A 20,936-nucleotide genomic window follows, 5' to 3' on the forward strand; every position below is an offset into this window, starting at 1 on the left:
CCTACATGCTCCGTAAACAGGGCATGAAACGGTCGATGGCACGCTTCGATATCGTCGGGCAGTTGGGGTCGCTGCGGCGCTATGCGCGCTCGCTGACGCGCGACAGCACTGAGGCCGAGGATCTCGTCCATGATGCGCTGGTGCGCGCCTATGAGCGGCGCGCGACCTTTCGCTCGGGCGGCAATCTGCGCGCCTGGCTGCTTGCGATCGTGCACAACATCTTCATCGACCGCATGCGCTCGCGCCGCTCCGAGGCGGCGCGCATCGAACAGGCCGGCCTTGCCGCCGACCAGAGCGTGCCGGCCTCGCAGGACCATTCGGTGCGCCTGTCGCAGGTCCGGGAAGCGTTTCTTTCGCTGCCGGAGGAACAGCGCTCTGCGCTCCATCTCGTCGCCATCGAAGGGCTTTCCTATCAGCAGGCCGCCGAAGTCATCGGCGTGCCGCTCGGAACGCTGATGTCGCGCATCGGCCGCGCGCGTGCCGCGCTGCGCGAGATGGAGGAGGGCGCCGCGCCGAAAACCAGGCCTCATCTCAGGATCGTGGGAGACGATCAATGACCATCGTTGTCGACCCCGTAACCGATGCCGATCTCGACGCCTATGTCGACGACCAGCTGGATGTCGCCCGCCGTATCGAGGTCGAGGCGCACCTCGCCGCGCGCCCGGAAGTGGCGGCGCGCGTGATGTCGGATCTGAGGACCCGCGACGAACTGCGCGTCGCGCTTGCCGGACCGGTCGGCAGGGCGCGTCCGGCCACGACCGAAGCGGCGCGGCGGCTGGAAAGGGCGCTTGCCAGGGGACGTATGCTTGCCGTGCTGCAGCGGGCGGCGGCCGCGGCCGTTCTGGTGGCGGCAGGCTGGCTGGCTAACGGTATTTTCGGGCCGATCGCCGTCACCAAGGTGGTCGCCTCGACGCAGCCGCCGGCCTATGTCGAGGATGCCATCAGGGCACACCGGACGACCTTGGTGCGCGAGACGATGCCGTCGCAGCAGGAAGCGCCGGGCTACAATGCCGACGAGATCCGTGCCGCCACGGCAATCGTCATGCCGTCGCTGCCCGACGACTGGAAGATCCGCGACGTCCAGGTCTATCCCTCGCAATTCGGCCCGAGTGTCGAGGTGGCGGTCGAGACCAGGGACCTCGGTCTTGTCTCGCTGTTCGCCATCAGGCCGGGAACATTCGATGTCGTTAAGCCGACGGTTGCGCCAGCCGACGACATCTCAACCGCGTATTTCCAGATCGGCGAGGTTGCCTATGCGGTGGTCGGACGCGGCGACGCCGGCAATCTCGACCGTGCCGCCGAGAAACTAGCCAGAACACTCTACTGAGAACCAAGGAGAACCAAATGAACAGCCCCAATCTGGGATACCGAATGGGCACCGGCGTCCAGGCCGGAGCCGTCTATGACGAGGGCCTGCGCAAGCACATGCTGCGCGTCTACAACTATATGGGCCTCGGCCTCGTCGTAACCGGCCTCGTCGCCTTCTTCGTGGCCTCGACGCCGGCGCTTTATGTGCCGATCTTCTCCAGCCCGCTGAAATGGGTGGTGATGCTGGCGCCGCTCGCCTTCGTCATGATCTTCTCGTTCAAGATGCAGACCATGTCGGCCGCGAGCGCACAGGCGATGTTCTGGGCCTTCTGCGCGGTCATGGGCCTGTCGCTCGCCTCGGTGTTCCTGGTCTTCACCTCGACCAGCATCGCGCGCACCTTCTTCATCGCCGCCACGATGTTCGGCGCCACCAGCCTTTACGGCTACACGACCAGGCGCGACCTGACGCAGTTCTCGTCCTTCCTGATCATGGGCCTGATCGGCGTGGTGATCGCCAGCCTGGTCAACCTGTTCCTCGGTTCGACCGCGCTGCAATTCGCCATCTCGGTGATCGGCATTGCCGTCTTCATCGGCCTCACCGCCTGGGACACGCAGACGATCAAGGAGCAGTATGCGGAGAACTTCGATGCGGAATCGCAGCAGAAGCTGGCCGTCTTCGGCGCCTTCTCGCTCTATCTGAATTTCATCAACATCTTCCAGCTGCTCCTGAATTTCACCGGCGAGCGAGAATAAGCAGGACCGTAGCAGGTATCATTGCTGACCTCGGCACGGCCGGAGGGAAACCTCCGGCCGTTTTTTGTCGACTGCGCACCAAGGCGTCCACGACCAAGGGCGATCTGCCTGCCGCGCTTGAGTTCACGCGCGGCCTTTTGCTAGCCTAGCCGCCAAACCAGCCAGCCGCGAGGACGCAATGGACCAGTTGACGCTTCACGCTGACGGTATTTCGGCGACCATCGTCGGGCAGGGGGCCGAACTGGTCTCGCTGCGCGATGGCGACGGCACCGAGCTTCTGTGGCAGGCAGGCCCCGCCTGGCGGCGTCATTCGCCGGTCCTGTTCCCGATCGTCGGACGGCTCAAAGGCGACCAGTTGCGGCACCGCGGCCAAATCTATCCGATGACGCAGCATGGCTTTGCCCGCGACCGGCGCTTTGCCTGGGCGGAGCAGCGGCCGACTGCTTGCACATTGGTTCTGACGGATGACCCCGAGACCCGGACGCATTATCCCTTCGCCTTTCGTCTCGCCATCGGCTACGAGCTGAAACCCCGGCAACTCGGCGTGACCTTTGAGATCGCCAACACCGGCAAGCAACCGCTGCCGGCCTCGATCGGCGCGCATCCGGCGTTCAACTGGCCGCTGTTGTCGGAACTGCCGAAGGAAGCCTATCGGCTGACCTTCGCCGACAACGAGCCGGCGCCGATCCGCCGCCTGAAGGACGGCCTGCTGTTGCCGGCGCCGCAGCCGACGCCCATCGAGGACAGGACGCTCGCGCTCTCCGAAAGCCTGTTCGACGACGACGCCGTCATCCTCGACAAGCCGGTGAGCAAGAGCGTGCGCTACGCCGCCGGGCGCGGGCCGGCGATCGACATGTCTTGGCAGGGATTCAATGAGCTGGGCATCTGGTCCAAGCCTGGCGGCGCGCCCTTCCTGTGCATCGAGCCCTGGCACGGCATCGCCAGTCCCATCGATTTCGACGGCGAATTCGCCGACAAGCCGGGCATCATGCTGATCGAACCGGCCAGCCGGCGCGTGCTGAGTTACCGGATCGGCCTCAGCCGGGAACCGTAGGCCATGGCATACGCCATCAAGACCGAGATCAGCGATCCTCAAGCCGAAACCTTCGTCTTCGCTGCCCAGAAAACCATGTATGGCGGCAAGCGCATCGCCGAGGGCGACGTCATCTTCCTGTTGGCCAGCGAGAACGAAGGCGGGCAGGGGCTGATCGCGAGTGGCGTCGTCACGTCCTCCGAGGCCACCCCCAGACGTCCGGATCTCGAACGGCAGACGCCGCGCGTCGCCGCTGCCGTCCGCCGCACCGCCCTCCGACGAGGCGTTTGGGCCGCGATGAGCTCAAGCGTTTCAAGGACTGGCAGGACGGGAGGCTGGAGACCGAGCTCAATTTCAAATTCTACCGTCAGGCGACCGACAAGATCGTCGGCATTTCGGACGCGACGGCGGCGTTTCTGAACAGCTTTTTCTAGACCACCCGATCGCATCTTAGCCGGTCTACCGGACAATGGCGCCGATCAGTTGACAAGAAGAGGGCGGCCGTGAGTGCCGACACGCCGTCAATAGGACGGCAAGCCACGAACCAAGTCGATCTCTTTCAACGGATCGCCGCCGTCGATGAAAAGCCTGCCATACGGCTTCAGCGCCGCCTTGATCCGCGTCAAGGCCGCACGGTTGGCCTCGGGGTAACGCCCGTCGAGCGCGCCGACCCGCATGGCAAAGGCGATGTCAAAAAGAGCCTCGTCAGCATTCAATGCGAAGTCTTCGATTGCTGCATGCCTGAAATCGAGGCAGCCCCAAGCTATCTCATCGGCCGATCCCGCCCGCGCCAATCGGATTGCCTTCTCCGAACGGTCGATGGCCAAAATGAAGCCGTCGCCGATGCGGCGAGCGACATCGCGAGTGGCAACGCCGGGACCGCATCCGATCTCCAGGACGCGAAGTCCCGGCTTCAATGGAAGCGCTTCGACGAAGGCGGATATCCGATCTGAGATTCCGGCAGCCATGAAATAAATTATCCAATCTGGTCTACGCCGGGCAAGCGAGACAGCGCCGAGCGGAAACGGCTGACAGCGCAGCGGCCAGAATGCCGGACAATGTAGCCCAGGCGTCGGCCGCGTTCGGGCCGGCCAGATTCAAGGACTTTCTATTGCTGTTCGAGAAAGTCGACCATCAATGACGCGGCTTGGCCCGGGTGCGTTTCCAGCAGGAAATGAGGCCCGTCGAGAATGTGTGCTTCCATCCTCGGCAGGCCTGCATCCATGACAGCGTCGCTGCCAGGTCGAAGAACGCGTCATGCCGACCCCACAGCATCAGGGCGCGAGGCTGCCTGTGCTGCAGATAGTGGGCGGATGCGCAACAGCTCCGTGCGGCTGGCGAGCAGGGCTGTGTGACATCGCGCTCTCGGCATCTCCGTTGCCATATCAGAAAGTCGCATAAGATAGATTATGGAACTAACCTATCTGCAGGAAGCGCCATTTCAGAGACCGCCGGCATCGACGGCATCGATGAGGCCTTTGAGGTGTTCGTGGATCGTCTTGGCTGCCTCCTCGGCGCTAATCGCTGTCACCTCGATCGTCAGGCTGTTCGGGTGCTTGGGATCAAGGACGGTCGCCATACGGCTGCGCTGGCGCGCGGCTTCCAGATCGACCGATTTGAGGCGGTCACGTCGACTGGGCGATGTAACGCGACGAACCAGCTCATTCTCATCGCAAAGCAAGCGCACAGGCACGAACACAGCGTGCCGCCGATCCGACGCATCTTTCATCTGCTCATAAGATGCCAAGCTTCTCGCGTCCTCCTGGGTGCCCGCATTCGTGAAGATGAAGTTGGCAGCGTGCGGACAAAGGGTTCTATCGTGTCCAAGACTGCCTGGCGGACCTTTGTTGTCTGCTCTCAGACAGCTTCAGGCAACTTGCTGCGCCCGTCGTCGGCCAGCAATCCCAATATCGGATTGTTGATCCAGTGATTGTCGATCACTCGGGCTGGACGCGCCATGCCGAGTTCTCGGGCAATTGTCAGCTTGCCGACACCGGGAAAGCCGAGGAGCAAGACAAAAACATTCTGAACCACGGACCAGCCCTCTGTTCAGGCCGAACGAATGAACACAGAAGTGAGCAAGCGTCGCTATCGTTCTGACTCGTAAGGAATTTCGATCACCATGCCGTCATAGGCCGGCACCACGTGCTTCGGCGTCTCGGCCATCACGACGGCGTAGTCGAGCGGCACATGCATATGTGTCAGCACGGCGTTCCTTGGCGCCAGCTTTTCGATCCATTCCAGCGCCTGGCCGAGCGACAGATGGCTGGGATGGGTGTTGTACTGCAGCGCATCGATGATCAGCGTGTCGAGGCTGCGCAAGCGCTCGGCCGTGGCGTTCGGGAAGCCGCTGATATCCGGACAGTAGGCAAGCCCGCCGACGCGGAAGCCCAGCGAGATGATGTCGCCATGGAACTGCGGCAGCGGCTCAAGGGTGAGGGCGCCCCCCTCACCTTCAACCACCACCGGCTTGGCGTGGTCGATAAGATGCGACTTGACGATCGGCGGATAAGAGCTGCCGGCCGGCGTCTCAAAGCAATAGCCGAACGCCTGGCGCAGCCGCAGCATGGTGGGCTCGTCGGCATGGATGTCGATGCGATGGCGTTGCTCGAGCACGTAGCCGCGCAGATCGTCGATGCCGTGAATATGGTCGGCATGCGGATGCGTGTAGACGACCGCGTCGATGCGCTTGATAGAGGCTAGCAGCATTTGCTCGCGGAAATCCGGCCCGGTGTCGATGACGACTGTGGTGCGCGCGCCATTGGCGGCAACCCGCTCGACCAGGGCGGCCGTGCGCATGCGCCGGTTCTTCGGATTCTTGGGATCGCAATTGCCCCAATCGCCGGTGATGCGCGGCGTGCCGGGCGATGATCCGCAGCCAAGAATGGTAAAGCGCAGCCGGTCGCTCATCCTCAGCCCGCCGCTATGTCCGGACGCGGCATCTTGGCGAACAGCCTGAAGAAGTTCCCGGTGGTGATATCGGCGATTTCGGCCTCGCTGACGCCGATGGTCTCGGCAAGCACCTTCGCCGTGTTCGCGACATAGGCCGGCTCGTTGCGTTTGCCGCGATGCGGGACCGGCGCAAGATAGGGCGCGTCGGTTTCGACCAGCAGCCGGTCGCGCGGGACGCCGGCGGCGATGGCACGCAGCTCGGCGGAGTTCTTGAAGGTCAGGATGCCGGAGAAGGAGACATAGCCGCCCAGCGCCACGCCGATTTCGGCCAGCCTGCGTCCGGACGAAAAACAATGCAGGATGAAGGGGAAGGCGCCCTTCCCTGTTTCGTCCTCGAGGATCGCCGCCATGTCGTCGTCGGCATCGCGCGAATGGATGACCAGCGGCAGGCCGGTCCGGCGCGCGGCCGCGATATGGGTGCGAAAACCCTGCGCCTGCGCATCGCGCGGCGCCTTGTCATAATAATAATCCAGCCCGGCCTCGCCGATCGCCACCACCTTTGGATGGCCGGAGAGCCGCACCAGCTCGTCGGCGCTTACACCCAGCTCTTCCGCCGCATTGTGCGGATGGGTGCCAACGGAGCAGTAGACTTCGTTGAAAGATTCAGCGATTTCAAGGATCTGCTGAAAACGCCTCACGCGTGTCGAGATCGTGACCATGCGGCCGATTCCGGCGGCGAGGGCGCGGGCGACGATAGCCGCCCGCTCCTCGGCGAAGTCCGGAAAGTCGAGATGGCAATGACTGTCGACCAGCATCAGGCGCTCTGCTCGACATAACGCGGAAACACGCCCTCCGGCGCCGGCAAGGCGGTGCCTGGCTCCAGCGCGTGGTCGGCATGGACATGCTCGAAAGCGCGGCTCTCAGCCGGCACGGCCAGCAGGTCGAGCAGCTTCGCGGCCGATCCGGGAATGAACGGCTGGCAAAGCAGCGTCACGCGGCGCACCACCTCGGCCGTCGTCCAAAGCACCGTTTCCATGCGCTCCGGATTGGTTTTGCGCAGAGCCCATGGTTCCTGGGACGCGAAATAGCGGTCCGCTTCGGCAACCACGCCAAAAATCGCCGCCAGCGCCAGATGGATGCCCTGCTCCGCCATCGCCCGGCGCGAAACGGCCAGCGCTTCGACCGCCTGGTCAAGGATCGCCGTGTCGGCTTCGGTTAGTTCGCCGCGCTTCGGCACCGCGCCGCCGCAGTTCTTGGCAATCATCGACAGCGAGCGCTGCGCCAGATTGCCGAGGCCGTTGGCGAGGTCGGCATTCGTCCGGTTGACGATCGCTTCATGGCTGTAGTTGCCATCCTGGCCGAACGGCACCTCGCGCAGGAAGAAATAGCGCACCTGATCGACGCCGTAGTGCTCGACCATAGTGAACGGGTCGATGACGTTGCCGACCGACTTCGACATCTTCTCACCGCGGTTGAACAGGAAGCCGTGGCCGAAGACGCGCTTCGGCAGCGGGAGTCCCGCCGACATCAGGAAGGCCGGCCAATAAACGGCGTGGAAGCGCACGATGTCCTTGCCGATGATGTGCGCGTCGGCTGGCCAAAAGCGCCATTTCCCATCGTTTTCATTGGGATAGCCGATGCCGGTGATGTAATTTGTCAAGGCATCGACCCACACATACATCACGTGCTTTTCGTCGCCCGGCACCGGCACGCCCCAGTCGAAAGTGGTGCGCGAGACCGACAGGTCCTTCAGCCCCGATTTGACAAAGCTCATCACCTCGTTGCGACGCTCGGCCGGGCCGATAAAATCGGGCTGGCTCTCGTAAAGCGCGATCAGTCTGTCCTGATAGGCCGACAACCGGAAGAAATAGCTCTCTTCCTCGACCCATTCGACCGGGGTTCCCTGCGGCCCGTAGCGCACATTGTCGGCGCGGACCTCGGTCTCCTCCTCGCCGTAATAGGCTTCGTCGCGCACCGAGTACCAGCCGGCATAGCCGCCCTTGTAGATGTCGCCATTGGCGGCCATCGCCTTCCAGATCGCCTGGGAGGACGCATAATGCCGCTCCTCGGTGGTGCGGATGAAATCGTCGTTGGACGCGTTGAGCGCGGTGGCCATGCGCCTGAACTCGGCCGAGTTACGGTCGGCGAGCTCGCGCGCCGTGATGTCTTCCTTCCGCGCCGTCTGCAGCATCTTGATGCCGTGTTCGTCGGTGCCGGTCAGGAAGAAGACGTCCTTGCCGTCGAGGCGCTGGAAGCGGGCAAGCGCGTCGGTGGCGATCAGCTCATAGGCATGGCCGATATGCGGCTTGCCGTTCGGGTAGGAGATCGCGGTCGTGATGTAGAATGTGTCGCGTGACATGAATAAACCGTCATGAATGTCTGAATGGAAGCCGTGGCGGTGGATATCCTATCGGCATGGCTATTGCCATCCCGCTGCATGCCGCCGAAAAGTGGCCCCGGTTTTGGGGCAACGGCATGCACCAGAGAAGCCGTCACATTCGCATCGCAGAATTCAGGCGGTCGATCATGGTCAGGGCGTGCTGCTTCTTGTCGAGGTTGTAGGTCTCGGCCTCAGATATCGTGTTCAACGCCTCGTGCCAAGCCTCGGACAGCGTTTTGGCCCTGGCGAGATTGCCGGACAATGCCGCTTCGCTGGCGGCGGCCGATAGCAGATCGAGCGCGCGACGGTTGAAGATGTCGAATTGGATCGCCTGGTCGCGTCCCGCTACGGCCTCGGCAAGCCGGTGCGCGCCGGAAATATCCGGCTTCCGGGCCGTCACCAGCGTGTCGAGCGCTCCGGCGATTTCCAGCCCGCCATATTGAGTGAGCAGGATCGCGTTGCGGGCGCTGCCCCCTGCCCGCTCGGCGAGCGCCGCGCGCGCGGCCGGATCGTCCGGCGGCGGCGGCTCGACATTTTCCAGCACCGCCATCAGCTCGTCGGCGGCCAAAGGCGCCAGCCGCACCATCTGGCAGCGCGAGCGGATCGTCGGCAACAGGCTGCCCGGCGCATGCACCACCAGAATGAACAAGGTGCGCGCCGGCGGCTCTTCGAGATTCTTGAGCAAGGCATTGGCGGCGTTGGTGTTCATGTCGTCGGCCGGATCGACGATGACGACGCGGTAGCTGCCGTCATGCGAGGTCATCGAAAGAAAGCGGCTGACCTTGCGGATCTCATCGACGGTCAGCACCGTCTTGAAGCTCTTGGTCTTCTCGTTGGCCGGACGGGTGAGGTGCAGCACCGATGGATGCGCGCCGGTGGCGATCTGGCGAAACAGCGAGGAGGCGGGATCGGGAACGGCAAGCGTGTCGGGCGCCGTCTTGAAATCCGGATATCTCAACAGATGGTGCGCCATGTGGAACGCCAGCGTCGCCTTGCCGATGCCCTGCGGCCCGGTGAAAATCAGCGCATGCGGCAGCTTGCCGGCGCGGTAGGCGCTTGCAAGCATCCCTGCCGCCGTCGCGTGGCCGATCAGCCGCGGCGTTTCGGCGGGCTCGGGCACGCCGTCCAGCGTGTCGTGCTGTTCGGGGGCGATGCGTTCGAAGATCATGCCGACGCCGTCTCAATCCTTTGCGCCGGCATCCGCTCATCCAGCGCCGCGAAGACGGCGGCGGTGACGACATTCTCTACCGTATCGGGATCGGCGGAGGCGTCGATGACGACGCAACGCTCCGGTTCGGCCGCGGCGATGGCCAGGAAAGCCTCGCGCCGTCGCCGGTGGATGGCCAAAGTCTCCTTCTCGAAGCGATCGGCGGCGTCACCAGCGCCACGCCGTGCGGCGGCCCGCTTCAGGCCTTCAGCGGGATCGATGTCGAAGATCAGCGTCATGTCGGGCATCATGCCGTTGATGGCCACCGCCTCCAGCGCCTTCATGAAATCGGCATCAAGCCCGCCGGTGACGCCCTGGTAGACGCGAGAGGAATCGATGAAACGGTCGCACAGCACGATCGAGCCGCGCTCGACCGCCGGCCGGATGACCTGCTCGACATGGTCGGAGCGCGCGGCGGCGAACAGGATCGCCTCCATCTTTGGGCCGAACGGCTCGGCCGCCCCGGACAGAAGCACATGCCTTACGGCCTCGGCGCCGGGCGATCCACCGGGTTCGCGGCTGACCAGGACCTCGTATTTCTTGGCGCGCATGCGCCGCGCCAGCCGCTCGATCTGCGTCGACTTGCCTGCTCCTTCGCCGCCCTCGAAGGTGATGAAAAATCCGCTCGCCAATCGAGATTGCCTTTGCTCGCGCTGGCCGCTGTCATAGCTCCCGTCCGACAAAAGGTCCACGAACTTGCCCGATCACAAATGTTTCTGACGCAGCCAGCCGACAGCGAGTTCCTCGGCCGCATCGAGCGCACGCTGTGGCAGCGTGCCCACTTTCACCGATTCGGCGGCATAGAGCGGCGTCTGCTGGCTCAGCGTCTCGCCTATCCAAACGCGCAATTCCCCGACCGGTTGCCCCTCTTCGACCGGCGCCGACACCGGACCCTGGTAGACGATCCTGGCGGTCAGCTTGTCGCGGTTGGCTATCGGCAGAAAGATGTCCACGGGGCCTTTGGCTTTCAAGGCTAGGCCGGACTTGGCGCCGCCGAAAACCTGTGCTTCCCCGACCACCTCGTCCTTGGCGAAGATCTCGGTCTTCTGGAATGACCGTGAGCCCCACTCGAGCAGCTTGCGCGCCTCTTCGGAGCGTTCGCGATCATTCGCCAGTCCGCTGAGGGCGGCAATCACGCGCGTGCCGTTGTGACTGACGGTGCCGACCAGGCCGAAGCCCGCCTGCTCGCTGGCGCCTGCCACGAAGCCATCGGCCTCGATGCCCATGGCGATCAGCGGGTTGCGGTTCCTCTGCGTTATCTTGTTCCAGGTGAAGTCCGGCTGGCCGTAATAGTGGAAGAACTCCGGATAGTCGCGCCACAGATGCAGCGCCAGCATCGTCAGCTCCCGCACTGTCGTCTGCTGCCCGTCGGCCGGCAGGCCGGTCGAATTGACGAAGGTCGATTTCGAGAGGCCGAGCTGGCGGGCGCGATCGGTCATCTGCGCAGCGAAATTCGCTTCCGAGCCCGCCATCCCCTCGGCCAGCACGATGCAGCCGTCATTGGCGGCCTGTACGGTGACGCCCTGGATCAGATCCTCGACGCGGACCTCGGATTTGAGCTTGGCGAACATGGTCGAGGTTCCGGACGGCGCGCCGCCGGTGCGCCAGGCGTTTTCGCTGACGACAAAAGTGTCGTCGAGCGTGATCCGCTTCGACTTGATGGCGTTGAAGACCATTTCCATCGTCATCAGCTTGGCCATCGAGGCCGGCGGGATCGGCTTGTCGGGGTCCTTGGCGAAGAGCACCGTGCCGGTGTCGGCATCGATCATGAATGCCTGCGCCGCCTTGGTTTCGAAAAGCTGTGCGCTTGCCGGGACGCAGCAAAGCAACATCAGCACCAATCCCAGAATGCTGGCGAAAGGCGGAAGAATGCGCAATTGCATGAAATGTCGACCCATCTGAGCAATACCGGAGGGTCGCCCCGGAATGCGCAAAGACTACCCCGCGGCCAAGCTATCAGGATTTTTTCAGCCGGATCAACGGGTAGCGTGAATTTGATCAGTTACGCACAACCAGCGCGTCCGGCGCGCCATGCGACCAAGCTGCCTGAAGCAGATCGTCGATGCTGCCATGGCCGTTCGGATAAACGTTGACCGCATACCAGTCATTGCCGTCGAATTCGGTGCGCTGGATCTCGGTCCGGCCGAACGGCTCCAGCGCGGCGGCGACGCGCTTTGCCTCCGCGGCTTTGTCGAAGGAACCGGCGGCGACATAGTCGGGCGCAAGCGCCTGTTCCTGGCGGCTCGATTTTCGCCACGACTGCAGGATATCGGCCGGCGACATGCCGCCGGTATCGAGCGCGGCAAAAACATCGGCGCGCTTTACCCGCTCATCCGCGTAGGACAGCGAAGCCATGGCGAAAGGCGAGTTCGCAGGAAGACCGAGATCCGGCCGTTCCGGCACGATCGGCCCGAAATCGGGCAGCGCGACATCGCTGGCGCTCTGCACCGGGAAGGCTGCCGGCTGCACGGTAGGCTGCTCCGACAGCCCCGGCTGCGCGTCAAAAGCTTGCCCCGAATTGGTGAGCTGGCCCGGGAACGGCACGGCGGCCGGCGGCGCACCTGCCGGCATGCTCGGCGACGGGCCGTTCATGGCCACCATCACGCCGGTCGGCAGGCCGTCCGACGGATCCGGCCGGTTCTTGCCGGGGTGGTAGGAGGCCACCAGATACTGGTCGTCATCGCCGTCGAGCGGCGCGCGGCCGACATACTCCACTTTGACCCTGGCGGTGCCCACCTTGTCATAGTCGAGCATCTGCGCCGCGCGTTCGGAGACGTCGATGATGCGGCCTTCATGATAGGGCCCGCGATCGTTGACGCGCACGATCACCGAACTGCCGGTCTCCAGATTGGTGACGCGGGCATAGCTCGGCAGCGGCATCGTCGGATGAGCCGCCGTCAGATGTGTCATGTCATAGACTTCGCCATTGGCGGTCAGACGGCCGTGGAAGGCATCGCCATACCATGAGGCCAGTCCTACCTTGGCGTAGTTCTTCTCTTCCTTGGGAAAGTACCACTTGCCTCGCACTTGGTAGGGCTTGCCAAGCTGGTCGCGGCCGCCGCCGCGCCGCATGAACTGGACACGTGGGCTCGCCTTCACGCCATATTCGGATTCGGCGAAATATTCCTTGGAGCGGGCCTTCTTGTAGACCATCCCCTTCGGTTCGGGTTGTGAGGCGCAGGCAGCCAACAGCAGGCCCGAAAGGGCGCACAGGGCGAAAGCAGAAGCGCGACGAAGACGCGGGCGCGCCGGAGTCTGCATGTTTTCGATTGTCCCCTACCGTGCTACCACTCGACGGAGCCAAGTGACCGCCGATGCCAGCAACACCTTGATCCCCAATCCCTTTTGCACAGGAATTGCTTATCACGATGTTAATCGATTATGGCAGCAAAAGGGCGATATTGTGGCGCGAGTGGCAGTACCACCACGCCCGGAAAATCCGCGCTCTTCGAGAATGCCCTGCTGCCGACAGCGTCGGCCACAATCGACGGCATCAAATCCGAATAAGGGTAAAGGTCGTCCGCTAATCCGGCTGCGCACCAGACGGCGCTTGTTGGGCCGTCACACGAGACAGCATGCCGCGCTTTGTCAGTACGGGTTTCTCGTAGGTTTTCTTCATGATTGCCCCCTGTTAAAGTATTAGCAGATTGAGAGTGACAGTCTCTTGACGGCATTGTCAATGCATCGAATCGGCCAGCAGGACGAGCGCGAAGCTAACCTGGCTTCGGCCAAGGTCGGGGCTTACCTGCATAAGTCGTGCCGCACGTCAGCGCGATTGGGATGATCGCTGCCGTGCCGCTGTGGCCAGCTATACATCTATCCGGTGGCGTCAGTACTGTTGAGACTGCACATCCGGATCAGCCAACCTCCGCCCGCCTGATGCTCAAAGACACTCAGCGAGGTGCCGTTGCCGACCGCCTCTCCTTCCGAATAGGCAGCCAGTGTCCAAGCCAGATTTCCGGAGTTACCCGCTTCGATCACCTGAAGGGTCTTATTAGGCCCGGCATGTTGAACCCAAATTTCGTGCAGCGCCTCTATTGCCGCGCGCCCCCGTGCCGGAGGCCCATAGGGTGAATGCATTTCCGCGTTGTCGGTGAAGATAGCAGCACAGCCAGATGCATTCTTCGACCGGTATGCTGCGACATACAAGTCCCAAAGCTCCTGCAGATCATCTCGGATCGACATAGTTACCTCCTTCGCCGCCCGGATATAGTTTAGGGAATACTAATACGATCGGCTAGATCGCCGTCTCTTCCAGGGGATTTCCCCCAGCCGGCCCGGTGCATGTCGTTTCTGCCTGCGCCGGCACCGTAGCCCGCCGGTCGCGCCGAACATTCTTCCACACCTTTTGCCGCGACAGTTGGAAGGTGCAGCCGCAGTGGTTGACGCGGCCCCGGCAGCCGCACTACAGGAATGAAGCGCGAACCGGCCGGGAATGCCCTCGGTGCCAACCGAATCGACCGGTCGCAATGACCTAAATGGTTGAAAACCATAGCGGAGGGATGGCCGAGCGGTTTAAGGCACCGGTCTTGAAAACCGGCGTGGGCGCAAGTTCACCGTGGGTTCGAATCCCACTCCCTCCGCCACAACATTAATTTTATCAAGAACTTAGGGTGTCAATTTGGACGATGCCATAACCATTGCCCTAGCATAGAAAGGTGCTTAAATCTCGTCAGAAGCCACCGCTGGAAGATTTGCGAAGGCGAAAGCGCCTGGACGATCGGAACGCAGATATCCTCCATATCGCGTATTGCCGCTTTTATAGCGGTCCGATCTCATCTTGCGCAGACGGATGTCCCCATAAGGCAGCGTCAAGGTTGTGGCAAAAGCTGCGTCACCGCCCAACTCAACCCGCTCGCCTCGGATGCTTTCATAACGGACCGTGGCTGCGGCGGTGAACGTCCGGAGTGCTTCATCGACTTTCTCGAACGGCCGACTGGCAACCGGACCGAACAGTGCCCTCATTCGAAATTTGTAGGAGAAGAAGTCCTTCCAAAAGTCCTTCTGCGAGCGCCATCTGGCAATCGGGACATAATCCGTGTCGCGCAGGCGGGCCTCGTTTTCAGATTCATGATCGTGCTTGGGTCGTTCTGCGGATTCGATCGCCGGATACGACATGGGGCTGCGAAGTTCTCTTACCTTCTCCTCAGCCTCATAAAACTGTGCGATGACTTGCTGGCAGAGCTCTATATCGCGACGCCCTTTCATTTCGCGCTTCCACGTTTGCAAGCCCGCAAATGCGATGTAGGTGCCTCCGCCCGTCGCGACGATGGTTGCTATCGTCTGAATCGGCCATCAGTTCTGCCCCGCCAATGCAGTTCACCGCAAAGCAATACTCGTGGTCGCCCCCACTGCCAATTGCGGTGCCAATTTTTTCCTGCGACGATCACAGTTCCGCCCATCGGGGATAACCGCCACCGGGAGGCAGCGAGGCGGCGAATTAACCAAGGTTGACCTTCTCCGGGAACGTTCGTCACTTAACAATTGTTAGTGGCGCATGATCATGTCGCCGCCGCCACCGCGCATGTTGGTCCTTGCAATTCTGCTGCAGGTAGCCTTGCGGGTGCATCTGGCGTCTCGGCAAAGGGCAACAAACAAATGAGCCCAGAGGTAGCGGGCCGGACAAAGGCCGGAAAGCCGAAGCGGCCGTTCCCGGAAATAAGAAAACGCCCACCACGTTCTTCCGCAGCGGGCGCTAGTTCGGGAGGAGCGGTCCCCTTTTACCCCGTGGCAACGGTACGCCTCGCTTAGCTGGATAATAAGCTCGCGCCAGTTGAAGCGCTGGATATTCGAGTTGCGTGACTTTTCCGCCACAGACACAAAAGAAGGCCCGGGAGCCGAAGCCGCCGGGCCGTTGGCCTCGAACGAAGAAAAGCAGCGCGATTTGGAAGATCGCGTGCGCAATCCACCGATCTAAGTAGCGCGGATGCGGCTGGATTGCCGGGTTGATCTCCGGCAGCTCGTCGGGCTTTTGAGGCAGTTGTTGGGGCCTCGCCCTGGCGAGTTTCAGCGAAACCGGTGGAATGTAACCAACCGTGATATTCATGCAGTCTTGCTAATGTAACCTCCGCATCGGCCGACTCGCTAAACCCGAGTCGGCTTGGCCCGGCGGTTCAACCCAACGCACCCCAACAGAGCGCGGAACTGTCGGGCCGCTTATGGACAAGGCGTCCAGCCCTTGCGCTGCTCCGGCGTGAGGGCGTGATTGGTGAACTGCAGGTTCCGATCGCCTCGACCGGCGGCGCGGCACTCGTGGCAATAAATCACGTTGATCAAGCCCCAATGCATGCAGGAGTGATCCGGGCCGAGCCGTTTGACCAGTTCGGCAACATCGAACAGCGCAGTTCGCCTGCATGTGAGGCAATAGACCGACAGGCCAGTGCCGGCCGCCAGCTTCTTGCCAAGCGTGTCTTCTACGAACGGGAATTCTTTGCCTATGGCGATCTCCAACGAGGTCGCCCCATCCGAGTCCGAAATAAGAGCCCCCGGCGCGCTTGCCAAAGCCTTACGCGATCACACCATGTCGATCGCAGATGTTTTAGCTAAGCTGCATATGCGGCGGACCACGGTTCGCCAGGCCGGCGCACGCTCAGGCAATCTCCCCAGAGGCGCCGGCCACCCTTAGCCCGTCGCTAGGTGTGGGGGCACACCAGCGACGGGCTATCGGCGAACATTAGCAACCGCTTGACGAGGCCGGTTGCACCGCCAGACTCATCCCTATGGCGAAGGACAGCATCAAAGTCGGCCACATGGTTGCGATCACAGCAACGATCCGCAAGCGCGTCACAGAGGACCGGGTTAGCGTGCTGATCCCCTCCTACCACCAGCCGCATTCGATCGTGGACACGTCGCCCAACATCAGCAGCGGGCAGAGGATCGAGCTAACCGGCGAAGTCCTGCGCGTCGATGATGACACTGTGACGGTCGGCGGCAAGGATCTCGGGATCACGGTCAAACGCAGTGCCGTGCGGCTCGTCACCAGTCATGTGGCGCCGAAGCGGAAGACACCGCTGACGTAGCCGCTCCTCCCAGCAGGAACAAGGCTTCGCGATCAAGGTTGCATTGCCAAACTGCCCGACCACAGCGATGTCAACGATGCCTAGCAAGGGTGTGCTCAACGACGCGAAGGCCATCGGAACCGAAATAGCCATGACCATTCGGTTTGTTACCTCGAAAGGTCGAACTCCCTCGCCTATTTGAAGCTCAGCCACGATCGCACGACCCTAGGTTCATTTGGTTCTCAGCATATCATCTCCACCCGAGGCTGCTCAGCGTGGTTTTTTTTCGCACGGCCTTCCGCGATCGACCGTTCCTTTTCGCAAAAATCTCAAAACACGCGACAATCTCAATCTTCAATGACACCGGATCGCCTGACTGCCACCGCGAAAGCGCCGCCGGCTCGCCATGGCGCCGCGGTTGGTAAAACACCGTTTATTTGATTTCTCAGACAAAATATGCTGCTTCTCGCGCCCATGAAAAAGCTCTGCCTGATGGTTCTGGCGTCGTTGACGCTGGTCTTGCCGGCCAAGGCGATGGACAATGCGTTGCGCGCCGGCCTGATGAAACTTGATCCTGAGACCCGCCTCGAGCAGCGGTGTGACGCCGAGGTGCTCGACCAGATCAGCCACGACGATCATAACTACAAGGCCGACCGTGTCGTGGCCTACGCCTTCGCCACGCCGCAGATGAGCGCCGATGCCATCAAGAGCTCGGGCGCCGCCTTCCGTAGCAAGGGCCAATGGTACCGGCTGAAGTTCAAATGCCAGACCGCGCCGGACCACATGCAGGTGCTGCAGTTCCGCTACAAGATCGGCGACGAAATCCCGGAATCCGACTGGTCCAAATATAATCTCTACGACTAGTTTTCGGCGGCCTTGCCCCTTGCCGGCAATCACCCGAAATCCTTGAGAACTTGCGCCGGCGGCATTGTTTTCCGGCGATGTCCAACCCTGCGTCTTGACGCCGGTGGACCATGCCTTTAGGCCCGTCGGGCAAAGGGCCACATTCATTTCAGGCAAGGATTTCTAGTCGATGGAAATATTCACTGCCGCAGGCCTTTCAGCTCTCCTCCAGGTCGTCGCAATCGATCTCGCCCTCGCCGGCGACAACGCAATCGTGATCGGCCTTGCGGCAGCCGGCCTTCCCGCGGATCAGCGCAAGCGCGCCATCCTGGTCGGCATCGCGGCAGCCACTGTCCTGCGCATCGTCTTTGCCCTGATCACGCAATGGCTGCTGAGCATCGGCCCCATGCTGCTCATCGCCGGCGGACTTCTGCTTCTGTGGGTGTGCTGGAAGATGTGGCGCGAGCTGCGCGTGAGCCATGAGGATGAGCGCGACGCGACAGAAGCGCTGTCGAACGGCGACTACAACAAGGACGGCCAAATAGCCGGCAAGGGCCCGCGCAAGACGTTCTCGCAAGCCGCCTGGCAGATCGTCATCGCCGACGTTTCCATGTCGCTCGACAACGTTCTGGCCGTCGCCGGCGCCGCCATGAAGCATCCCACCGTGCTGATCATCGGGCTGGCCCTTTCGATCGCGCTGATGGGCTTTGCCGCATCCTTTGTCGCGCGCCTGCTGCACAAATACCGCTGGATCGCCTATATCGGCCTGCTGATCATCCTCTACGTCGCGGTGAACATGCTTCTGGGAGGCGCCGTGCAGCAGTTTCCCGATCATTTTGCCTTCCTCGCGCCATGGTTCGGGCCGGACGGCCACTGACGCTCTTTCAAGGCAAGCGGCTACCGCATCGCCTCTTGTCTCGGTTACAGGCAGTTTTGCTTCTGGGCCGAAGCGTGCTATTGCGCCGCGCGAAATGGCTCAAAGCCGCGCCCGTAGATCGAAATTCAGAGCCTCAGGCTCAATCCTCGATCTCGCCCTCACCTCTTGGAAAACAAAGTTTATGTCCGCCCCACGCGTCAGTTTCGTCAGTCTTGGATGCCCGAAAGCGCTCGTCGATTCCGAGCGCATCATCACGCGGCTCCGTGCCGAAGGCTACGAGATAGCGCGCAAGCATGACGGCGCCGACCTCGTCGTCGTCAACACCTGCGGCTTCCTCGATTCCGCGCGCGACGAGTCGCTCAACGCCATCGGTTCCGCCCTTTCCGAGAACGGCCGCGTCATCGTCACCGGCTGCCTCGGCGCCGAGCCGGAGGTCATCCGCGAGAAGCATCCCAATGTGCTGGCGATCACCGGCCCGCAGGCCTATGAGAGCGTGATGGCGGCGGTGCATGAAGCGGCTCCGCCCAGCCACGATCCTTATGTCGACCTGCTGCCGCCGCAGGGCGTGAAGCTCACCCCGCGCCACTACGCCTATCTGAAGATCTCCGAGGGCTGCAACAACCGCTGCACCTTCTGCATCATCCCGGCGCTGCGCGGCGATCTCGTCTCGCGCCCGGCTGCGGATGTGCTGCGCGAGGCCGAAAAGCTCGCCAAGGCCGGCGTCAAGGAGATCTTGGTCATCTCGCAGGACACCAGCGCCTACGGCGTCGACATCAAGTACCAGACGTCGATGTTCGGCGATCGCGAGGTGCGGGCGAAATTCCTCGACCTCGCCGAGGAACTCGGCAAGCTCGGCATCTGGATACGCATGCATTATGTGTACCCCTACCCGCATGTCGCCGACGTCATTCCGCTGATGGCGGAAGGAAAGATCCTTCCCTATCTCGACATTCCCTTCCAGCACGCCTCGCCGCAGGTGCTGAAGAACATGCGCCGCCCCGCGCATGGCGAAAAGACGCTGGACCGCATCCGTGGCTGGCGCGAGGTCTGCCCGGATCTCGCTATCCGCTCGACCTTCATCGTCGGCTTCCCCGGCGAGACCGAAGACGATTTCCAGATGCTGCTCGACTGGCTGGACGAAGCCAAGATCGACCGCGCCGGCTGCTTCAAATACGAGCCGGTCAAGGGCGCGCGCTCCAACGATCTCGGGCTGGAACAGGTGCCGCAGGAAGTCAAGGAAGCGCGCTGGCACCGCTTCATGCAGCGCCAGCAGAAGATCTCGGCTGCCCAACTCGCCAGGAAGGTCGGCAAGCGCCTGCCGGTGCTGATCGACGAGGCGCATGGCACATCCGGCAAAGGCCGCACCAAATACGACGCGCCGGAGATCGACGGCTCGGTGCACATCCAATCGCGGCGGCCACTGCGCGCCGGGGAGATCGTCACGGTCAAGATCGATCGCGCGGATGCGTACGATCTTTATGGCTCGGCGGTCTAACAGCCTGCGCGAAAGCTTACATCTCCAATGAAAAGGGCGCCCCGCGGCGCCCTTTTTCCGTTTCGGTTCCGCGACTTGCCGCTTATTGTGGCAGCTTGTCGTCGATGCCCTTGACGTAGAAATTCATGCCGAGCAGCGTGGCGTCGTCGGCAACCTCGCCGTCCTTCAGCCAGGGCGAACCGTCCTGCTTGGACACCGGCCCAGTGAAGGGATTCCAGCCACCGGCGATCTTCTTCTCGGTCGCCTCGGCCATCGCCTTCACATCGTCGGGCATGTTGGTGTAGGGGGCGAGCTTGACCGCGCCATCCTTGATGCCCAGCCACACATTGTCCGGTTTCCAGGTGCCGTCGAGCGCCGCCTGCACGCGGCTGATATAGTACGGGCCCCATTCGTCGGTCAGCGAGGTCAGCTGCGCGTGCGGCGCGAACTTGATCATGTCGGACGATTGGCCGAAACCATGCAGCTTGCGCTCCTCGGCGACCTGCAGCGCGGCGGTCGAGTCGGTGTGCTGGACGATGATGTCGGCGCCCTGGTCGAACAGCGCCTTGGCGGCGTCGGCTTCCTTGCCGGGATCGAACCAGGAATTCACCCACACGATCTTCACCTTGAAGTCGGGATTGACCGACTGCGCGCCGAGCATGAAGGAATTGATGCCCATCACCACTTCGGGGATCGGGAAGGAGACGATGTAGCCGGCAAGACCCTTCTTCGATTCCTTGGCCGCGATCTGGCCGAGCACGTAGCGGCCTTCATAGAAACGGGCGTTGTAGATGCCGAGATTGTCGCCAGTCTTGAAGCCGGTGGCATGCTCGAACATCACCTTGGGGAACTTCTTGGCGACCTTCACTTCGGCGTCCATGAAGCCGAAGGAGGTGCCGAAAATGATCTTGCACTTCTCGCGCGCCAGGCGCTCGAAAGCGCGGTCGGCGTCCGGGCCCTCCGACACGTTTTCGAGATAGGCGGTCTCGACCTTGTCGCCGAGCGCCTTCTCGACCTCGAGGCGGCCCTGGTCGTGCTGGTAGGAATAGCCGAAGTCGCCGATCGGACCCGTATAGACCCAGCAGGCCTTCAGCTTGTCGGCGGCCTCGGCGGTCGCCGCCAGCGACAGGGCTGCGGTCGTGGTGATCAACGCAATAAGCAGTTTTTTCAT

General features: G+C 62.4%; 23 protein-coding genes, 1 tRNA gene and 1 pseudogene. 10 read left to right on the top strand and 15 right to left on the bottom strand.

Going from position 1 to position 20,936, the window contains the following annotated elements; genetic code table 11:
- Window positions 1–23: 23 nt before the first annotated feature.
- The 5 genes from O7A05_RS17960 to O7A05_RS17980 all read left to right on the top strand — a co-directional run bounded on the left by O7A05_RS17960 (window position 24) and on the right by O7A05_RS17980 (window position 3,528).
- Window positions 24–557 carry a sigma-70 family RNA polymerase sigma factor gene (locus tag O7A05_RS17960; protein WP_415927024.1) on the top strand — a complete coding sequence of 178 codons (534 nt, stop codon included), beginning with the start codon at window positions 24–26 and terminating at the stop codon, window positions 555–557.
- Window positions 554–1,327 carry an anti-sigma factor family protein gene (locus tag O7A05_RS17965; RefSeq protein WP_337094342.1) on the top strand — a complete coding sequence of 258 codons (774 nt, stop codon included), beginning with the start codon at window positions 554–556 and terminating at the stop codon, window positions 1,325–1,327. Before O7A05_RS17960 ends, O7A05_RS17965 begins: the two co-directional genes overlap by 4 nt.
- Before the next feature lie 17 nt (window positions 1,328–1,344).
- Window positions 1,345–2,061 carry a Bax inhibitor-1/YccA family protein gene (locus tag O7A05_RS17970; protein ID WP_224509965.1) on the top strand — a complete coding sequence of 239 codons (717 nt, stop codon included), beginning with the start codon at window positions 1,345–1,347 and terminating at the stop codon, window positions 2,059–2,061.
- Between the two features lie 178 nt (window positions 2,062–2,239).
- Window positions 2,240–3,115, top strand: a complete 876-nt coding sequence (locus O7A05_RS17975) for an aldose 1-epimerase family protein (protein ID WP_337094343.1) — start codon at window positions 2,240–2,242, stop codon at window positions 3,113–3,115.
- Window positions 3,116–3,381: 266 nt separating this feature from the next.
- Complete coding sequence (locus tag O7A05_RS17980; protein WP_337094344.1) at window positions 3,382–3,528, top strand: hypothetical protein; 147 nt, start codon at window positions 3,382–3,384, stop codon at window positions 3,526–3,528.
- Between the two features lie 87 nt (window positions 3,529–3,615).
- On the opposite strand, the gene O7A05_RS17985 is transcribed toward O7A05_RS17980, so the two are convergent.
- The 11 genes and pseudogenes from O7A05_RS17985 to O7A05_RS18035 all read right to left on the bottom strand — a co-directional run bounded on the left by O7A05_RS17985 (window position 3,616) and on the right by O7A05_RS18035 (window position 13,758).
- The gene (locus tag O7A05_RS17985; RefSeq protein WP_337094345.1) at window positions 3,616–4,062 is read right to left on the bottom strand and encodes a class I SAM-dependent methyltransferase; all 447 of its coding nucleotides are present in this window, start codon (window positions 4,060–4,062) and stop codon (window positions 3,616–3,618) included.
- Between the two features lie 473 nt (window positions 4,063–4,535).
- A pseudogene (locus O7A05_RS17990) lies at window positions 4,536–5,128 on the bottom strand (DEAD/DEAH box helicase family protein).
- A 54-nt stretch (window positions 5,129–5,182) separates the two neighbouring features.
- Complete coding sequence (locus O7A05_RS17995; RefSeq protein ID WP_337094346.1) at window positions 5,183–6,004, bottom strand: MBL fold metallo-hydrolase; 822 nt, start codon at window positions 6,002–6,004, stop codon at window positions 5,183–5,185.
- A 2-nt stretch (window positions 6,005–6,006) separates the two neighbouring features.
- Complete coding sequence (locus O7A05_RS18000; protein ID WP_337094347.1) at window positions 6,007–6,801, bottom strand: TatD family hydrolase; 795 nt, start codon at window positions 6,799–6,801, stop codon at window positions 6,007–6,009.
- Window positions 6,801–8,345: a methionine--tRNA ligase gene (metG, locus tag O7A05_RS18005; RefSeq protein WP_337094348.1), complete on the bottom strand. Its 1,545-nt coding sequence runs from the start codon at window positions 8,343–8,345 to the stop codon at window positions 6,801–6,803. The genes O7A05_RS18000 and metG overlap by 1 nt, the downstream gene beginning before the upstream one ends.
- A gap of 133 nt (window positions 8,346–8,478) precedes the next feature.
- Window positions 8,479–9,534 carry a DNA polymerase III subunit delta' gene (locus tag O7A05_RS18010; protein ID WP_224716033.1) on the bottom strand — a complete coding sequence of 352 codons (1,056 nt, stop codon included), beginning with the start codon at window positions 9,532–9,534 and terminating at the stop codon, window positions 8,479–8,481.
- Window positions 9,531–10,205, bottom strand: coding sequence for a dTMP kinase (tmk, locus tag O7A05_RS18015; protein WP_337094349.1), 675 nt, complete (start codon window positions 10,203–10,205; stop codon window positions 9,531–9,533). Before tmk ends, O7A05_RS18010 begins: the two co-directional genes overlap by 4 nt.
- 72 nt (window positions 10,206–10,277) lie before the next feature.
- A complete protein-coding gene (locus O7A05_RS18020) occupies window positions 10,278–11,456 on the bottom strand; it encodes a D-alanyl-D-alanine carboxypeptidase family protein (protein WP_337094440.1) in 1,179 nt (392 codons plus the stop codon).
- Between the two features lie 115 nt (window positions 11,457–11,571).
- Complete coding sequence (locus tag O7A05_RS18025) at window positions 11,572–12,834, bottom strand: septal ring lytic transglycosylase RlpA family protein (protein ID WP_337094350.1); 1,263 nt, start codon at window positions 12,832–12,834, stop codon at window positions 11,572–11,574.
- 262 nt (window positions 12,835–13,096) lie between these two features.
- The gene (locus tag O7A05_RS18030; RefSeq protein ID WP_337094351.1) at window positions 13,097–13,192 is read right to left on the bottom strand and encodes a putative RiPP precursor; all 96 of its coding nucleotides are present in this window, start codon (window positions 13,190–13,192) and stop codon (window positions 13,097–13,099) included.
- A 197-nt stretch (window positions 13,193–13,389) separates the two neighbouring features.
- A complete protein-coding gene (locus O7A05_RS18035; RefSeq protein WP_337094352.1) occupies window positions 13,390–13,758 on the bottom strand; it encodes a YybH family protein in 369 nt (122 codons plus the stop codon).
- A gap of 311 nt (window positions 13,759–14,069) precedes the next feature.
- On the opposite strand from O7A05_RS18035, the gene O7A05_RS18040 reads away from it, so the two are divergent.
- Window positions 14,070–14,159: transfer RNA gene (locus O7A05_RS18040), tRNA-Ser, on the top strand.
- Between the two features lie 76 nt (window positions 14,160–14,235).
- Here the strand turns inward: O7A05_RS18040 and O7A05_RS18045 are convergent.
- From O7A05_RS18045 to O7A05_RS18055, 3 genes are all read right to left on the bottom strand, one after another.
- A complete protein-coding gene (locus O7A05_RS18045) occupies window positions 14,236–14,781 on the bottom strand; it encodes a hypothetical protein (RefSeq protein ID WP_337094353.1) in 546 nt (181 codons plus the stop codon).
- 487 nt (window positions 14,782–15,268) lie between these two features.
- Window positions 15,269–15,619 (bottom strand): hypothetical protein, encoded by a 351-nt coding sequence (locus O7A05_RS18050; protein ID WP_337094354.1) that lies wholly within the window; start codon window positions 15,617–15,619, stop codon window positions 15,269–15,271.
- A gap of 110 nt (window positions 15,620–15,729) precedes the next feature.
- Complete coding sequence (locus O7A05_RS18055; RefSeq protein ID WP_337094355.1) at window positions 15,730–16,023, bottom strand: hypothetical protein; 294 nt, start codon at window positions 16,021–16,023, stop codon at window positions 15,730–15,732.
- A 269-nt stretch (window positions 16,024–16,292) separates the two neighbouring features.
- Between O7A05_RS18055 and O7A05_RS18060 the strand changes: the two genes are divergently transcribed.
- The 4 genes from O7A05_RS18060 to rimO all read left to right on the top strand — a co-directional run bounded on the left by O7A05_RS18060 (window position 16,293) and on the right by rimO (window position 19,786).
- The gene (locus O7A05_RS18060) at window positions 16,293–16,592 is read left to right on the top strand and encodes a hypothetical protein (protein ID WP_337094356.1); all 300 of its coding nucleotides are present in this window, start codon (window positions 16,293–16,295) and stop codon (window positions 16,590–16,592) included.
- 435 nt (window positions 16,593–17,027) lie between these two features.
- Window positions 17,028–17,435: a DUF930 domain-containing protein gene (locus tag O7A05_RS18070; protein ID WP_337094357.1), complete on the top strand. Its 408-nt coding sequence runs from the start codon at window positions 17,028–17,030 to the stop codon at window positions 17,433–17,435.
- A gap of 169 nt (window positions 17,436–17,604) precedes the next feature.
- Window positions 17,605–18,291, top strand: a complete 687-nt coding sequence (locus tag O7A05_RS18075; protein ID WP_337094358.1) for a TerC family protein — start codon at window positions 17,605–17,607, stop codon at window positions 18,289–18,291.
- Window positions 18,292–18,472: 181 nt separating this feature from the next.
- Complete coding sequence (gene rimO, locus O7A05_RS18080; protein ID WP_337094359.1) at window positions 18,473–19,786, top strand: 30S ribosomal protein S12 methylthiotransferase RimO; 1,314 nt, start codon at window positions 18,473–18,475, stop codon at window positions 19,784–19,786.
- Window positions 19,787–19,868: 82 nt separating this feature from the next.
- On the opposite strand, the gene O7A05_RS18085 is transcribed toward rimO, so the two are convergent.
- Window positions 19,869–20,936: a BMP family ABC transporter substrate-binding protein gene (locus O7A05_RS18085; RefSeq protein WP_337094360.1), complete on the bottom strand. Its 1,068-nt coding sequence runs from the start codon at window positions 20,934–20,936 to the stop codon at window positions 19,869–19,871.

The sequence above is a fragment of the Mesorhizobium argentiipisi (SeqCode) genome (genome assembly GCF_037179585.1).
GTDB classification, from domain to species: Bacteria; Pseudomonadota; Alphaproteobacteria; order Rhizobiales; family Rhizobiaceae; genus Mesorhizobium; species Mesorhizobium argentiipisi.

Excerpts from the sequence above, each read along its gene's own strand:
- O7A05_RS17960 (WP_415927024.1), top strand. The coding sequence starts at position 24 with ATGAAACGGTCGATGGCACGCTTCGATATCGTCGGGCAGTTGGGGTCG.
- O7A05_RS17965 (WP_337094342.1), top strand. The coding sequence starts at position 554 with ATGACCATCGTTGTCGACCCCGTAACCGATGCCGATCTCGACGCCTAT.
- O7A05_RS17970 (WP_224509965.1), top strand. The coding sequence starts at position 1,345 with ATGAACAGCCCCAATCTGGGATACCGAATGGGCACCGGCGTCCAGGCC.
- O7A05_RS17975 (WP_337094343.1), top strand. The coding sequence starts at position 2,240 with ATGGACCAGTTGACGCTTCACGCTGACGGTATTTCGGCGACCATCGTC.
- O7A05_RS17985 (WP_337094345.1), bottom strand. The coding sequence starts at position 4,062 with ATGGCTGCCGGAATCTCAGATCGGATATCCGCCTTCGTCGAAGCGCTT.
- O7A05_RS17995 (WP_337094346.1), bottom strand. The coding sequence starts at position 6,004 with ATGAGCGACCGGCTGCGCTTTACCATTCTTGGCTGCGGATCATCGCCC.
- O7A05_RS18000 (WP_337094347.1), bottom strand. The coding sequence starts at position 6,801 with ATGCTGGTCGACAGTCATTGCCATCTCGACTTTCCGGACTTCGCCGAG.
- metG (WP_337094348.1), bottom strand. The coding sequence starts at position 8,345 with ATGTCACGCGACACATTCTACATCACGACCGCGATCTCCTACCCGAAC.
- O7A05_RS18010 (WP_224716033.1), bottom strand. The coding sequence starts at position 9,534 with ATGATCTTCGAACGCATCGCCCCCGAACAGCACGACACGCTGGACGGC.
- O7A05_RS18020 (WP_337094440.1), bottom strand. The coding sequence starts at position 11,456 with ATGCAATTGCGCATTCTTCCGCCTTTCGCCAGCATTCTGGGATTGGTG.
- O7A05_RS18025 (WP_337094350.1), bottom strand. The coding sequence starts at position 12,834 with ATGCAGACTCCGGCGCGCCCGCGTCTTCGTCGCGCTTCTGCTTTCGCC.
- O7A05_RS18030 (WP_337094351.1), bottom strand. The coding sequence starts at position 13,192 with ATGAAGAAAACCTACGAGAAACCCGTACTGACAAAGCGCGGCATGCTG.
- O7A05_RS18035 (WP_337094352.1), bottom strand. The coding sequence starts at position 13,758 with ATGTCGATCCGAGATGATCTGCAGGAGCTTTGGGACTTGTATGTCGCA.
- O7A05_RS18045 (WP_337094353.1), bottom strand. The coding sequence starts at position 14,781 with ATGAAAGGGCGTCGCGATATAGAGCTCTGCCAGCAAGTCATCGCACAG.
- O7A05_RS18050 (WP_337094354.1), bottom strand. The coding sequence starts at position 15,619 with ATGAATATCACGGTTGGTTACATTCCACCGGTTTCGCTGAAACTCGCC.
- O7A05_RS18060 (WP_337094356.1), top strand. The coding sequence starts at position 16,293 with ATGGCGAAGGACAGCATCAAAGTCGGCCACATGGTTGCGATCACAGCA.
- O7A05_RS18070 (WP_337094357.1), top strand. The coding sequence starts at position 17,028 with ATGCTGCTTCTCGCGCCCATGAAAAAGCTCTGCCTGATGGTTCTGGCG.
- O7A05_RS18075 (WP_337094358.1), top strand. The coding sequence starts at position 17,605 with ATGGAAATATTCACTGCCGCAGGCCTTTCAGCTCTCCTCCAGGTCGTC.
- rimO (WP_337094359.1), top strand. The coding sequence starts at position 18,473 with ATGTCCGCCCCACGCGTCAGTTTCGTCAGTCTTGGATGCCCGAAAGCG.
- O7A05_RS18085 (WP_337094360.1), bottom strand. The coding sequence starts at position 20,936 with ATGAAAAAACTGCTTATTGCGTTGATCACCACGACCGCAGCCCTGTCG.